Genomic DNA, 14,424 nt, shown 5'->3' with positions numbered 1-14,424 from the left:
TAAAATGGAAATTTGCATTACAGCAGTCGTTACTGGGAATGGTAAACGCGTTGCTACGGTTTGCGCTTTCTTAACCCTAAAACGCATAGGTTAATGAAGTTCAAAGGGTATTGCGTTGATGGAACAAAGCGAGACTAGGCAGACGGCATACTCATATATTCGGATGAGTAGCCAGCAGCAGATGAAGGGCGACAGCCTTCGTCGTCAGTTGGAACTCAGCCGCAAATATGCAGCCAAGAACAATTTGATTCTGGATGAAAGCCTTACAGACATTGGCATTTCTGCATGGACAGGCGCCAATGTCCAAGACGGTGCTCTTGGGCGTTTTTTGCAGTTAATCCAGAGTGGCCTGATAAAACGTGGATCGTATTTGCTCGTCGAGAGCCTTGACCGGCTGAGCCGTCAGCAAGTCCGTAATGCAATTGGTCCGTTCATCGACATCATCAACGCTGGTGTGACCATCGTCACCCTTGCTGACAAGCAGGTATATTCGGAAACGACGGTCGATGAAAACTGGACGCAATTGATGATGTCGCTGGCGATCATGTCGCGAGCACATGAGGAAAGCCAGACGAAGAGCAAGCGTCTCAAAGAGGCCCACGCAAACAAGAAGAAACTCGCTGCGCAGGGAATTGGTCGCTATTCCCACAATATGTGGGGATGGATCGATCAGATCGAGGTTGCCGCCAACAAGTTTGAATACCAGCTAAATCAGCATGCGGCGACTGTTCGCAAGATTTACGAAATGGCGGACGCCGGTCTCGGTCAGTTGGTTATCACGCGCAAACTGAATGACGAAGGTATTGCTACGTTCCGAACGTCGAAAAAGGGATGGCAACAGCCTAACGTCGGCAGCATCCTTCGCAATGAAGCGGTGATCGGTACATATCAGCCAACGCACGCCATAAACGGCAAAGCCACCCCGAACGGCCCACCAATCAAAAACTACCTTCCCGCCGCCGTACCCGAAGAACTGTTTTGGCGCGTCCAGCGTAACAAACAGCGTCGAGTTTCAAGCGGACGTAAGGGCAAGCAACTGACGAACCTGTTTACAAGCCTTTGCGTGTGCCAACATTGCAATGGGCCCATCCGCGTGCGGCTTGCTGGGACGGGCGGCAAGACACACAGACACCTTCACTGCGACAACAGGTATCGTGCAGCGGGCTGCCCTAGCGTGGGCGGTGGCTTCCGGTACGACATTATGGAAGCTACCATTCTCGACAAAATCAAAGAGTTTGACTTCGAAATTGGAACTGGCAGACAGACCGCTGATCGAGAAGTCCTACTTCATGAGATAATGACAAAAGAAATCCAACTCGATGAGATGGAAAAACGCAAAAACAAACTGCTTCGCGCTCTTGAATTGTCGGATGACGATGCCGCGATGATTGACATCCTTTCACAACTGTCGGAGCGGCGAACGACCGTCGAGCAACTGACCACACAGATTGCGGAAATGAAGGGCGATCTTGCGCGTATCGATACAGAGGCAGGCGCGCTCGCTACAGCAGTAGAGCGACTACAGCTTGAACGCTTGATTTGGCCAACCGGCCTAGATGATGAGGTTTATGCGAGCCGTTCGAGGGTCTCGGCAATAATGCACTCTTATATCGACGTGATTGCCTTCGACTTCAACCGTAAAACCTATCGCGTCTCCATCGGTGGGCACCTTCTTTTATACGAGTTCTATCGCGACGGGCGATTGCTACAAAAGATTGATAATAGGAAGCTAATGCGAAAGCATGGTGTTCCAGTTTTATGGAAGGACAAGGACGAAACCGGCCATGCCGTTGACGGAACTGGCGAGAAAGTCATTCCCATGGGCTGGAGTTCGGAAACTTTGACAACCACGATTCCTCAATCCCGGCAAGACCCGAATGCGCATCTTGTTGATAAGCGCAAACGTATCGTTCGTACGCTTATCAACAAGAAGCACTAACATTGCCCAGATCGGAACTGGAAAACTCCAGTGTTAAGTAGTTGATTTTATGTGGCGTGGGGGCGCAGTGTGCTAAAACTGCGCTATGCAATTGTGTTTTATGACGAACCAATTCTACTCGATCTGCTTCATGGTTCATCCCAGTGGACATGGTGCTGTAACCGCTCTGGGCCGGTGATCGTGACTTCCGTCTCTCCGGACGAGAGATGGGATGAGTAATTGAGCCAAAATCTGCGGTAGTGTCGATAAAAGTTGTCAAATACGAAATGGAAAAAGTACGCGATGCTGAGCGGCCCCTTCACAGGTACGCGGCAATCGCTTGAACCAAAGGTCATATGTGAAACAGGATGGGGATCTTCGAGGTTCGAGGCGGATAGTCTTACGCAGTCGGATCGAAAGGTCCCGACGCTGCGAAATATCTCCACTCCCTCTAGTTCTACGGAATCTTTTACCCAATCTGCTAGTGTAATATGCGAGGGTCGCGACAGCATTGTGTTCTCATCAAAAGGGCTTGGAATAAAGAAGTACCTGTGGCTTTCCAAATTCCCGTCTTGAAATGTAGCCTCAACATTTAAGATCGACCCATCGATAAAAACAGCCGAGCAAGCGCCGGTCTCTAAAAGATCCGCGTACTCCTTTATTGATATTCCTCCGTTTGAAACCATGCCTATCGATTTAATAGGCGAAAGGAAAAGCTTATTTCCCCGCTCCTCTAGGAGATGTTGTTGAATGCCAGCGAAAATATCCTCTGCGAATCCGTCTACCAAAAATCTGTTTAGAAACACCGAGGACCATCGGGGAGACGTATTCGAAATGATCGCCGCTTTCAAACGTGTGGTCGATGCAAAAAGCTGCGTCGGCAACATCGCTATCGGCGATATAACCGGCTAGGTCTTCGCCATAGGCGGAAGCGGTTTTCCAGAACGCAGCGATGTCGGCCAGCGAAAGCTCCATCTGTGCGTCAAGCGCAGTTGTCGGCGCTGCGAAATCCAAAAAGGGATAGGACAGTCCGGAATAGCCTTGTGCACTGGTGAAGCCGACTTCCAGCGCCGCACCGTCTGAAAGCCACTGGAGACGTTTTGGTGTCGGGTCGGCGGTAAGCTGCGCACCGTTGGACCTCTTGAACAAGGCGCTAGCCATGTCGAGGTTGTTGGCCGAAGCTTTCATTCCCGTGCATGTCGCCTGAAAATGACGTGTTCTCTGTCCGAGCTTCGCACCCTGCCGCAGCCTTTTGTCCGAATAATCCGCGATTGGTCGAAGCACCAACCGCGTTTGTGCCGTTGCATCATCAACGATGGAAATGCGCTGATCGTCAGCCGATATGCGCCATTGGTAATCATGCTGGAATAGCTGCCGAAAGGTTTCTGCGTCGGGAAGTTCAAGGACGAGCTGCCCTTTGCCTTCCAGTTCCGGGAGGGCATGAGCAAGCGTAACGGTGGCATTTGTGAAACGGTTTGCATCCGACAGGAAGCGCAGTTTTGTGACGGGAGCATTATCGGTCGCTTCGTTCCAGATCGCGATCAGCTGGAGTTTGCCCGTATTGGACGGCTTGCACGTGCCGACGATCAGGTCGACTGCCCGAAACAGCGGATAGAGTGGGCGACCGGCAAGCGGATGATCGTCGGGCTCCCTGTTGCCAGCGACTTCGAGCAGATACTTGTCGATGGTCTTTTGATCGTCCTCGTCGCGAACGTGGACAAGGAAGGTCTGGCCGCCCTCGGAAAACAGCAGGGAGCGATGAAAGCCGTCGGCGAGCGTCACGCCCGGCAGGGACTTCTTGACGATCCGCGACTGCTTTAATTCGCTGGTGATCATGTCGAGTCGGGAAGACCGGAGCTTTTGCGCTTTAGTGGCCGCTGGACGTGCGAAGTGATCCACCGCATCTTTGTAACGCCCGGAAATGCCGCCACCTTCTGCCAGCCATTGGCTCAACGGAGTCTTGCCTTTGATTTCTGATGCAAGTCTCAGAACGTTGCTGATCTCGCTACGCCAGCTTTTGCTGCGGTCTTCCGAAAAGACAAGTTCAGTCAGGCCGTTATAAGGGTTTTCCTTGGTGACCTTGCTCAGCGTCTTGCCGCGATCATCAAGAAATTCCTCGAACGCCGACATGTCGCGGCGGATTTCTTCGCCGAACTCAAAAAGCTTCTCCAGAGCCGCGTACAGCAGCTTTTGGCCCTCGTTGTCGTGCTTTTCGAACGCGTCGGCGGCGTCGATCACGCTCCGAAATTGGTTCTTGTACTGATCGAGAACGGAAACGATTGGTTCTTTCTTAACGGCTTTGTCCATTGGATGCTCGCAATGATTTCATCAACTTTCCCGCAATCAAGCCGTGCAGGTCTTAAAAAATTGCAGCGAGTTAGCAAGACAAGGTTCTTAAGGTTATTCAATGCTTTCCACGAAATCCGCGCATGCCGTCTACACGCCATCGATCACCGCCGAATTCGCTAAGATCGGGCATTCACAGCACCTGAAGCAAAACTACTCATTCCATGAGCGAGACCTCAACTTTCTCGACCCGAATAGCAGCCTGTTCCACTATCCCTATGCGCTCTACAGCGCAGGACAAGCCGCCAAGAACGACAGCGCAGCAAAGCACACAAGCTCGGTCAGTGCTCGTGATAAAAGCAAGACGACGATCATAGGAGACAGCGGCGGTTTTCAAATTCAGCAGGGGACCATCGAATTTACGGGTGACGAAACATGCGAACGCATGCTGCGCTGGCTTGAAGGGCACGCCGATTTTGCCATGTCCCTTGATTTCCCGACCGGAGGCATCTCGCCCGGAAATCTTGCCGCACACGTGGCTCGGCTCATCGCCGATGGACACCCTCTCCAAGCGGAGAGCGCTGCCAACGGCCTGTCAATGGATTTCAACGCATGCCTGATGCAGTCGCTGTTCAATCTCAACTATTTCGTCCTGCATCGCGCGCCGGGAGCGACGACGAATTTCCTCAACGTCCTCCAAGGGCGCACCGAGCGCGAAAGCAAGGTCTGGTACGATGCTGTAAAGGGTTACCGGCTGGAAGGCTGGGCATTTGCGGGAGCACATCAGAGCGCGTTCTCGATGACAATGGCCCGTTTGCTAGACATGTATGATGACGGCCTGTTGCAGAATGCCCGGTGGATACACTTTCTCGGCATTTCCACCCTTGAGCCGGCCTACCTGTTCACGACAATCCTTCGCTGTCTACGTCGGTTCAACTCGGACATCGGCATCTCCTTCGACACATCGAGCCCATTTCTTTCAGCAGCCAACTTCAACATGTATGCGTCGTTCCGGTTCGACAAGTATGGCTGCGCTCTAACACCGCTGCCGTTCGCCGAACATGCGCGCACCGACGATCATAGGACAATCAATGAGATGGCGCGTGACCTAGCGAGAGAGGTCACAATAAAGCGTGCCGGTATGCCCGAGTTTAGTTTCACGCCGCTCCCCGTCGCGACGGCCATAGGTTCAAAAGTGACCGTTGCCGAGATTTGCGAGATCTCGGGATGGCAAGCTCCGCGTCACTACGGATGGTGTTTGGATTTTGATGAACCACAACGTCGAGATCTTCAAGCGGGCATTCGAGGCTCTCAACCGCAGCTTTGATGAAAATCCGCTGGATGATGATATGCCGGTGCATGTGCGTGCGGCCAAGGTCGCTATCGAGAAGATTTTCGAGGTACGCGTCTTGAAAGGCGCGACTGCCGCAAGAGATTTGCTGCGGGAATGCACCACTCTGTTAGACGTGTTTGCGGAGGTAAGGAACTAACCATTGGCGCGCAACTATGCCGTGGGCGTTGCAATAATCGTGAAAATACCGATTCTGCAATCGTCGCGAATATCGCACGCACAACCTGATTAAAACTTGAAATGTTTGCGACAGGCCGGTTTGCAAAAGAGGCTTATCCTAGGCTTCCGGCAAATCGTTCGGCTAGCCGGTCCCGTTTGAACGCATCTGCAACAAGGTCTACAAATGCCCGCGTTTTGGCTGGCAAGTGCGTACGCGAGGCATAATACAGCGAAATCGCCCCAGCATCGGAATACCAATGCGACAGAAGACGAACGAGATTGCCGCTCTCAAGCTCCGGTAAAACGTCGGGCATCGCAAGCATTGCCACACCGAGGCCGAGCTTTGCCGCTTCGCGCATTGCGGCCGGGTCGTTGACGACGATCGTTTCGGGTAACGTCGCGATCATTTCGGCACCTGCGGCGTTCCGCATTGCCCAATGTCGGATGCGGCCAGTCCGGAGCGAACGCATGACGATCCCCTCGAATTGTGAGAGCTGGGCGGGATCGGCTGGCGGGGTGCGCTTAGCCATATAGGCTGGGGACGCTACGGCAATTATGTGGGCGGGTGCCAGCGTTCGGGCAACGATGCCGGGTGCAAGATCAAAGCCCCCGCCGATTGCCACGTCATAGCCTTCTGCAACTAGATCAACCGGGCGGTTCTCAAAATGCCATTCCGGTCTGATGAGCGGGTATCGTTGTAGCAACTCCGGTAGCAGCGGTAGAATATGCGTGACGCCGAAAGTAGGGCTAAGGCTAACTTTCAGCACGCCGGCCGGCTCGGACACGCCGGATGAAACATCAATGATCGCCGTTTGCAGCGCGTCGAGACTCCCTCGGATTGACTGGAAGAAACGTTCGCCGGCTTCGGTCAATACAAGTTTGCGGGTCGATCGCTGGAACAATCTTACGCCGAGGTTTCTTTCCAGCATCGCCACGTTGCGGCTAACGGCAGCCGGCGTCAACGCCATGCGCCGCGCAGCCTCCGAAAAACTAGAAGTCTCGGCGCTTTTGACGAAGCTTTCGAGATTGGCCAGTGTCTCCATACGTCCTTCAACGATTGCTTGAAACAGGAACAAGACATTACCAGCTAATCAAAACGAAATAAACCGACCATCTTTGCTCCATCGAAACCACAAACGGAGTGAAGACAGTGACCAGTATTACCCATCGCCTGACCGGCAAGACTGCCCTTGTAACCGGCGGTTCGCGCTCAATCGGCGCGGCAATTGCAAAGCGTCTCGCCGCCGATGGCGCGGCAGTCGCCATCACCTACAGCGCCTCGCCTGACAAGGCTGCCGCTGTGGTCGCGGAAATCGAAACCGCCGGTGGCCGCGCCATCGCCATTCAGGCCGATGCCGGCGATCCGGCCGCCGTCCGCGCCGCAGTCGCAAAAACCGAAGAAACCTTCGGCTCGATTGACATCCTCGTCAACAATGCCGGCATTGCTCTTGGCGGGCCGATCGACGAGATCAAGTTCGAGGACTACGAACGGATGATCGCCGTCAACGTCACCGGCGTCTTCGTTGCCACGCAGGAAGCAGCACGTCGCATGAAGCCGGGTGGGCGCATCGTCCATATCGGCTCGTCCATGACCCGCTATGCCGCCTTCCCGACGGCCTCGCTCTATACGCTGACCAAGGGCGCTGTTGCCGGCTTCAACCGCAGCTTGGTGCGTGACCTCGGGCCGAAGGGCATCACCGTCAACACCGTCCATCCCGGCCCGACTGACACCGACATGAACCCCGATGGCGGCCCTGTCTCGAAGATCGTCGGCCCCGGCATGGCGATCGGCCGCTACGGCAAAGATTACGAGATCGCCAGTGTCGTCGCCTATCTCGCAAGCCCCGAAGCAGCGTTCGTCACTGGCGCGGATATCCTCGCTGACGGCGGCTTCACCGCCTGATCTGCCCCCGGCGCTCCAATGCCGGAGCGCCGGTTCCCCCTCACTCAAAGGAGAACCAGCATGTCTATCGGTATCATTGGAGCCGGCAATATCGGCTCGGCCTTCGCCCGCGCCCTTGCTCGCAACAGCATTTCCGCAACCATCGCCAACAGCCGCGGCCCGGCCTCGCTTGCCGTACTCGAAACGGAACTGAAGCCTTTCATCAAGGCGGGCACTCTTGAAGAGGCGGCCAGCGCCGACATCGTGCTGGTCGCCGTCAACTGGTCGAAGCTGCCGAAGGCGCTCGCCAGTTTGCCAGACTTCGGCGGCCGCATCGTCATCGACGCAAACAATCCCATCGAAGCGCCGCTGTTCAAACCGGCCGAACTAAACGGTCGTCTTTCCACCGAGATCTTCGCCGATCTCGTTCCCGGCGCACGTGTCGTCAAGGCATTCAACCATCTGCAACCGCACCTGCTATCCGGCGATCCCAAAGCCGAGGGTGGCTCACGTGTCCTGTTTTATTCCGGTGACGACGCACGGGCGAAGGCGGAAGTCGGTGCGCTGATCTCCAGACTCGGCTTCACCGGCATCGATCTCGGCCCGGTCTCGGTTGGCGGCAAACTGGTGCAGTTCCCCGGCGGTCCGCTACCCGCCCTCAACCTCGTCAAGTTCGGTTGAAACATCGCAGGCGAGCCGGAGAACGACCCTTCTTCTCCGGTCTGCCCTGCTTTTTACCAAGGAATCCTCCTATGGACATGCCAGTCTCCCGCAGTATTTCGGCAAGCCACGCGGACAGCAAACCGCTCGCCTCATGGGCCGCAGTCACCAGCATCGGCGTCGGCGCTTTCGCTCTTGTTACCACCGAATTCCTGCCCGTCGGGCTTCTGCCGCTGATCGCGGCTGACCTTGGCATCAGCGAGGGGACGGCCGGACTGATGGTAACCGTACCCGGCTTTCTCGCGGCAATCGCAGCGCCGATGACCCTCGGATTTGCTGCGCGCTTCGATCGCAAGCGTGTGCTCGTCGCGCTGCTGATGCTGCTCGTCATCTCCAACGCCATCGTGGCAACCGCTCATGGCTTTGCGGCGTTGATGTTCGGCCGGGTGCTGCTCGGAATTGCGGTCGGTGGTTTCTGGACAATCGGCGGCTCACTCGGCCCACGTCTGCGCCCCGGCGCAGAAGGACCGCGTGCAACGGCTTTGATCTTCTCCGGTGTTTCGCTTGGCACCGTCGCGGGTGTTCCCGCAGGCGCCCTGATCGGTGACCTGTTCGGCTGGCGCACCGCATTCCTGCTTGTGTCGGGTGTCGCACTGCTTGTCGTGGCGGCGCTCCAGTTTCTACTGCCGGCCATCCGGGCGCAGAAGGGTTCGGGATTGAAACAGGTTCCAGACGTGTTGCGATTGCAACGAGTCCAGATCGGTCTGACGGCAGCCGTGCTTATCTTCGTCGGGCAGTTCGCGGCCTATACCTACATTACTCCCTTCCTCATCGGCGCAACCGAGATTGATACGGGCACACTCAGCATGGTGCTACTCGGCTATGGCGCGGCGTCGTTGATCCCTTGGCAGATTGGCGATTTCAATAACGCGGGCCTGAGCCTGGGCGTAGCGCTCGATCTGCTCAGCAATGATCTCACGAGCTTCCACCGCAAAAACGGTGTCCATTTTGAAACGCTCACGGGCATGCGCGAGCTTCTTCCGGAGATCCGCGTCTTTGACAAGGGCGAGATCAGGCGTGCTGGTGTCGGTCATGGCCTGATTACTTTCTATCATTCCCCGTGCCATCCAAGAGGGCGGCGATGGCTTCACAATACGAGATGCCCCCCATGGCATCGCAGTGTGCCTTGAGCTGGTCAATGATGCGCTTGGGGCCGGTCACAGTGATCTTATCCTGCTGCTCCGTGCGGCGCGGCCCAGGCTTGCGACGCATCGTTGCCTCACGGGATTTGAAGCCTAGATTGTTGCCTGCTTGGGCGATAGCGGCAATATCTACGTGTGCAGTTTCCGCCTGCTTCGTTGGGACACTCGGTTGCGGCAATTTTACCGTGTCGAGGGGTTTATCGAATCCGTAGCTCATGCGGCAGCTTTCTGTTCAGATAGATGGTTGACGACTTCCTGAGTGTATTCACGGGCATTCTGGATTGCGGCCTCAAGCGGCTTTAGGGCGCGCTCCTGGGCCGACGCCGTGCTTTTTTTCACATCCTCACGGGCCTGCTCCAGCAATTCGCTTAGCAGATAGCCGTCGCGGAAAATGCGGGTGTAAGCTGCGCGGCGCACGATGGCAGACTGCAACATCGGGACGTCGTTCGCTTCAAGTTCTCCGCGTACGTCCTTCTCGTCATTGGTTTTCATGGCGGCATTAACTTTGACGAACAGCAGGGCATGTGCCACCTGCCGGTTCATCATGCGACTGGTGTTCCGTACGAGCTGCACGGCGCGGGCTGCCTGCCGCGCCTCCATGGGCGTAGGCTCGAAAGGAATAAGCACAAGATCGCTCTGACTGATGGCGTAGGTCATGAGCTGGGAGGCGGTGCCTTCCAGATCTATAATGAGATAATCGGCGGTGCCCCGGATTGCGTCCACTGCATCAAGGAAGGTGGTTTCGCTAGGCACCGGTTGAACATTGTAAGGGACCGCCCTCCCCTTCTCTGTCCGTTGAATTGCCCACTGTACAATATTTTGGTTTGGGTCGCAGTCGAGTATCGCCACCGTAGCGCCGGCATGGAGGATTTGCTCGGCCAATAGCATTGCCGAAGTTGTCTTGCCCGAGCCGCCTTTGGGATTGGCAAACGTGATGGTGAACATAGCTCGCTCCTTATCTTTAACGTCATTGTAAACCGGAATGTTAAAGGAGGCATTAACTTTCACGTTGTCATTGATGATAACTTTAACTTTAGCGTCAACATTAAAGGCAAAATTGTTTTCAAAGCTAACCATTTGAAAATACGGTAATTCACCGGCGACTGGGCCAACACGGGTGGTACGTACGTGTACGGCCGACAAGGCAAGTGCCATTGCGGTGATCAACGGCCGCCTTCAATTTGACGGATGTAGCCACACGCAGCGACTATATTCCCGTCAGACCTTCAACCGTGAGATAGTGCTGCCACTGACGTTGTACGACCGCGCAATCTCCCGCACGGATTCTCCGGCCGCTTTACGCTGCCGTGCCTCTTGTTGCTGGAACGGGGTCAACTTCCGCTTTGGCCCAAACGCCTGGCCGCGTTCCTTGGCACGCTTGCGACCCTCACTGGTGCGGCTTTTAATTAGCTCGCGCTCGAACTCAGCAAGCCCGCCTAAAACGGTCAACATCAAACGCCCATGCGGCGTGGTGGTGTCCGCCCAGGAATCGGACAGGGAGCGGAACATCACGCCGCGCTCGGCTAGGGTGCCTAAGATGTTCAACAGGTCGCGGGTAGAGCGGGCGAGGCGGTCAAGTCGCGTCACCACTACGGTATCGCCGGAGGTGACGGCCTGCATCAGGCGTGCAAGCTGCGCGCGGTCGCTCTTTGCACCACTGGCCGTTTCCGCAAAAACCTTGTCCGCACCTGCGGCGATTAAAGTTTCACGCTGGGCGTCCAGCGTTTGCCCATCCGTCGATACCCGTGCGTAACCGTAAATCATGCCACCATTCTGCAACGGACTTATGCAACGCGCAACGAATTGATTTTAGGGCAGGGGAGGCGTGTTGCATAAGTCTTGATTTATGCAACATCCGTTATGAAGTCGAGTTATTTTGAGTTTTCAGCTGCTAACTAAACCAGCTGACGAATATCGCCCTCTGCGCTTTTCATGAGCTGGTCGACGGCGCTGACCCCCATTACGACTGCCATATCCAAACGGACGTCGAGATCGACATAGTAACCAAGCGTTGCCTGATACCCATCAGGATAAGTGATGACTACAGGATTTCCGTTTTGAGTTACGTCAACTTTCACTTGGTCTGGATTCGAGGGCCGCGTAAAGGCAGCGACAACGTAATCGATACCCTTGTGGTTAAATTTGCTCGTTTTGAATACATTTGCGTCAGCTGTAGGCATGCTATGCTCCTGGTTAAGATTGTTGATGGCTAGATTAAATAATCCAGCCATCATTATTCTTAGATATTAGCGGTCAGTCTAATTTCCACTAATACGAGCAGACTTTCATACAAGGTATCAAGGTCGATATCCAGTTTGAAGGCACTTATGATAGCCTCATCAAGCTTGCGACGGTCATCCTGTTCCAGCTCGTCTGCCACACAAAGTATTTCCCGGCCAAGAACGTGGGAAAAGCTGTCGATAATCGATTTCTTTTCCTCTGCTCCTATTTTGCTAGGATCCAGGATTTGCATGTATCCCTCGATGCGATCTTTATTAAGATCAAGCGCGCCCAATCCACGTCCAAAGCCGAGCCCTTCGATTAGAAACATTCCAATCGTGCTGTTAAGCAGAGCATGACATAAATCGATTTCGACTTTTTTTATTGGGTCGAGCCGTACCAGGCGCTGGTCAACGAATGCTGGTGGATTAAGTCTAGCAACGAAAAGTCTATCTCCGTAAGCTATCGACATAACAAGCTCTGACATCTCGTCGGCATCCATCTGATACCAGAGTGAATTGCCTTTAGAGAGCTTTTTTATATTCTCGGTTGTCTTAAAACGCTTGATCCAATTAAGGGCCCCGGTGTGTCCAAGTTGAAGCAGCTCTGCCTCTGTTTTATCACAACAAAATGCTTCCTTGACGGCAGACCCTTTCAACTTTTTAAAGTCTGAAAGGCTTTTTGCTAGGGGCCGAATATATGTTGCTTCGATACCGTGTTTTCCAGTTGGATAGAATAACGCATTCATCCCGCGTCTTTCGCCACGTCGAATTTTAAAAAGCGAATTTACAGGAATAAGAGGTAGGTTGAGGACCCAATCACAATTTACGAACTGGGCATTACCGCCAAGTCCAAGCTGCCTAAATCGCTTCATATTTTCTGGAGAAACGGATCGAATATGGAGAGTGTCGCTTTGAGTTTGAGCTAATTCGATTTGAGCGGCTGTTAAATGAACCGTCTCTTCGTCCGCTATTTCGCTTATCGGCCGTTTTAGAACGACAAAATTGATATTTCCACTTTCTTCGTCGGGTTTCTTCTTTTCCATCAAAAGGATGTTAGTAACCACTTCACTATTATGGAACCAGCGGCCCGCTCCAGAAGTAATAACTGTTTTCAAATTATAGTATTGCCCAAGCAATTTGAAAAAGGCATCGCCCCAATCAGTCCCGAGCCAAGCGTTGGTTATTATGATCCCAAGACGCCCATCGTGCTTCAAAAGAGGATGTAGAGAAAATGGTAAATAAGCTGCAATATCAGCGCGCCTTGGTAACTTTTCGCTATCTTCACTAAAAGACGCTGTAACCTTTGCTATTGCGTTGCCATACTGTTTACGGCCTTCTTGGGCAACGAAAGGTAGATTACTTGCGATCGCATCAAACGTCCCCAATTTTTCTAGGAAGCTCTTACCGTCGCTGGGGTTTTTGAATTCTATTTCTGCGTCAGGTGAGAGGGTGAAGGCGTCGCGCTGAAAGAGGCGAAGCGGAATATGCATCATACTTGGCTTAGCGAGTGCAAACGTAGCTATTTGGACGGCCTGCGGATCTTGATCCCCTGAAAAGACCGATGCGGATATGAGGGCTGGATCTACACCCGCTGAAAGCTTTTGCTCAAGCGCGGCGCGAGGAATGGTCCCACTGCCACAGCAAGGGTCGAGAATTTTATCATCGACAGTATTGCGGATGCACAGGTGAACAAGCAAACGAGCGAGCTCTATCGGTGTAGGATATTGGCCACGGACTTTACGGACAGTTACCTCGACAGTTGCTTCCAAAACTCTTGATAACTGACTCTGATCAACAGAGCCGAGCCGTAGATCCGTAAGGAGACTGTTGAATTGCTTAAGCTGATTCCATGCCTGATCAGGAATCGAATCGAGCCCTAGGCTCGCAGAAAATATCGTCCAGAAATTACAATCTTCTGAAATTTTCTTAAATAATTCAAGCGCTTCCTTTGGTGTTGTATCTTCCGTTATACCTGCAACAGCATGCGCCCTGGTATCTGTCTCTCTTAAAATATGTGCAAATAGAAGTTTCCCAATCCAGTTGGAGATGACAGCTTGGGCGAGGACGGTCTCCATTTTCTCGCCACCATATTCAGCTTGATATGTGTCCCACCATAAAATCATCTCGGCCCGTAAAACAGAGCTCCGTTTCGCTGCGTCCCGAAGGGCCTCCGCTACAAGACCACTATTTTCCATGATCAGTGAGGTGATGCCACCGCTTTGATAAGCATCAATAAACTGACGACCTTCGAGCGTTCCATTGTCGAAAAGGTCGTTCATATATGAAACGATTTGATCTGCTAAGGCTTCCCACCTGTCACGGTTCGCCAAAACGGCGTTGCGAGTGGTGATATCAGAAAGGGAACCCCACTTCTTCTTGAGCGAAAAAGTTTCAGACTGAGGCTTTCGTGTGTAGAGATGCGCCTCGGAAACATTCCACAACACGAAGCTGTCCAGTCCGAGCGCTAGCGCTTTCGTGGTGGCATTTTCGCGGAATTCATAATCATAAATTGAGGTGTCGGGCATCTTAAGCTCCCACCCCTGTAGAATTCTGGCAGTTGCCCGATCTCCAAACAGTAAAACGTCAGGAAACAGTGAGCCGCCTTCTGCCTTAATCGTTTGCTCACCACTTGCATCTTTGACTGGACGATTATTCTTGCTTATGCCAATTTTGATGTGCCCGATCAGGTCTATGGCCCATGATCGTTCATTATAGGTGGTCGTCCCCAATTTCATCCAATGGCC

At 53.6% G+C, this 14,424-nt stretch carries 13 protein-coding genes; 6 read left to right on the top strand and 7 right to left on the bottom strand.

Annotated features, from left to right (window positions below; all coding sequences use genetic code 11):
- Nucleotides 1–118: 118 nt before the first annotated feature.
- Complete coding sequence (locus tag RBH10_RS05815) at nt 119–1,939, top strand: recombinase family protein (protein ID WP_281038859.1); 1,821 nt, start codon at nt 119–121, stop codon at nt 1,937–1,939.
- Nucleotides 1,940–2,067: 128 nt separating this feature from the next.
- Here the strand turns inward: RBH10_RS05815 and RBH10_RS24865 are convergent, their stop codons facing one another.
- Both RBH10_RS24865 and RBH10_RS05810 read right to left on the bottom strand, forming a co-directional pair.
- Complete coding sequence (locus tag RBH10_RS24865; protein ID WP_372339772.1) at nt 2,068–2,604, bottom strand: DUF2290 domain-containing protein; 537 nt, start codon at nt 2,602–2,604, stop codon at nt 2,068–2,070.
- A 31-nt stretch (nt 2,605–2,635) separates the two neighbouring features.
- Entirely contained in the window at nt 2,636–4,225 is a 1,590-nt protein-coding gene (locus RBH10_RS05810) for a hypothetical protein (protein WP_281038858.1), read from the bottom strand.
- 100 nt (nt 4,226–4,325) lie between these two features.
- Between RBH10_RS05810 and RBH10_RS05805 the strand changes: the two genes are divergently transcribed.
- Together RBH10_RS05805 and RBH10_RS05800 are read left to right on the top strand one after the other, a co-directional pair.
- The gene (locus RBH10_RS05805; RefSeq protein ID WP_306180460.1) at nt 4,326–5,531 is read left to right on the top strand and encodes a hypothetical protein; all 1,206 of its coding nucleotides are present in this window, start codon (nt 4,326–4,328) and stop codon (nt 5,529–5,531) included.
- Nucleotides 5,473–5,694 carry a hypothetical protein gene (locus RBH10_RS05800; RefSeq protein ID WP_306180459.1) on the top strand — a complete coding sequence of 74 codons (222 nt, stop codon included), beginning with the start codon at nt 5,473–5,475 and terminating at the stop codon, nt 5,692–5,694. Before RBH10_RS05805 ends, RBH10_RS05800 begins: the two co-directional genes overlap by 59 nt.
- Nucleotides 5,695–5,827: 133 nt before the next feature.
- On the opposite strand, the gene RBH10_RS05795 is transcribed toward RBH10_RS05800, so the two are convergent.
- A complete protein-coding gene (locus tag RBH10_RS05795; RefSeq protein ID WP_281038856.1) occupies nt 5,828–6,757 on the bottom strand; it encodes a LysR family transcriptional regulator in 930 nt (309 codons plus the stop codon).
- A gap of 116 nt (nt 6,758–6,873) precedes the next feature.
- Here RBH10_RS05795 and RBH10_RS05790 point away from each other — a divergent pair, with 116 nt between their 5' ends.
- The 3 genes from RBH10_RS05790 to RBH10_RS05780 all read left to right on the top strand — a co-directional run bounded on the left by RBH10_RS05790 (nt 6,874) and on the right by RBH10_RS05780 (nt 9,446).
- Nucleotides 6,874–7,617, top strand: a complete 744-nt coding sequence (locus tag RBH10_RS05790; RefSeq protein WP_372339782.1) for a 3-oxoacyl-ACP reductase family protein — start codon at nt 6,874–6,876, stop codon at nt 7,615–7,617.
- Nucleotides 7,618–7,677: 60 nt separating this feature from the next.
- Nucleotides 7,678–8,277 (top strand): NADPH-dependent F420 reductase, encoded by a 600-nt coding sequence (locus RBH10_RS05785; RefSeq protein ID WP_372339771.1) that lies wholly within the window; start codon nt 7,678–7,680, stop codon nt 8,275–8,277.
- A 71-nt stretch (nt 8,278–8,348) separates the two neighbouring features.
- Nucleotides 8,349–9,446, top strand: a complete 1,098-nt coding sequence (locus RBH10_RS05780) for an MFS transporter (protein ID WP_281038853.1) — start codon at nt 8,349–8,351, stop codon at nt 9,444–9,446.
- A gap of 225 nt (nt 9,447–9,671) precedes the next feature.
- On the opposite strand, the gene RBH10_RS05775 is transcribed toward RBH10_RS05780, so the two are convergent.
- The 4 genes from RBH10_RS05775 to RBH10_RS05760 all read right to left on the bottom strand — a co-directional run bounded on the left by RBH10_RS05775 (nt 9,672) and on the right by RBH10_RS05760 (nt 14,415).
- Nucleotides 9,672–10,625, bottom strand: a complete 954-nt coding sequence (locus RBH10_RS05775; protein ID WP_281038852.1) for a ParA family protein — start codon at nt 10,623–10,625, stop codon at nt 9,672–9,674.
- Between the two features lie 51 nt (nt 10,626–10,676).
- A complete protein-coding gene (locus RBH10_RS05770; protein WP_281038851.1) occupies nt 10,677–11,222 on the bottom strand; it encodes a recombinase family protein in 546 nt (181 codons plus the stop codon).
- A gap of 131 nt (nt 11,223–11,353) precedes the next feature.
- Nucleotides 11,354–11,638 (bottom strand): hypothetical protein, encoded by a 285-nt coding sequence (locus RBH10_RS05765; protein ID WP_281038850.1) that lies wholly within the window; start codon nt 11,636–11,638, stop codon nt 11,354–11,356.
- A gap of 59 nt (nt 11,639–11,697) precedes the next feature.
- Nucleotides 11,698–14,415 (bottom strand): N-6 DNA methylase, encoded by a 2,718-nt coding sequence (locus RBH10_RS05760; protein ID WP_281038849.1) that lies wholly within the window; start codon nt 14,413–14,415, stop codon nt 11,698–11,700.
- Nucleotides 14,416–14,424 lie beyond the last annotated feature (9 nt).

Origin of the sequence: Rhizobium sp. AN73 (assembly GCF_030757975.1) — a bacterium.
In the GTDB taxonomy this organism is placed as follows: Bacteria; Pseudomonadota; Alphaproteobacteria; order Rhizobiales; family Rhizobiaceae; genus Agrobacterium; species Agrobacterium arsenijevicii.
Note: the sequence above shows the minus strand (reverse complement) of the source record. Positions and strands in the feature narration are given on the sequence as shown.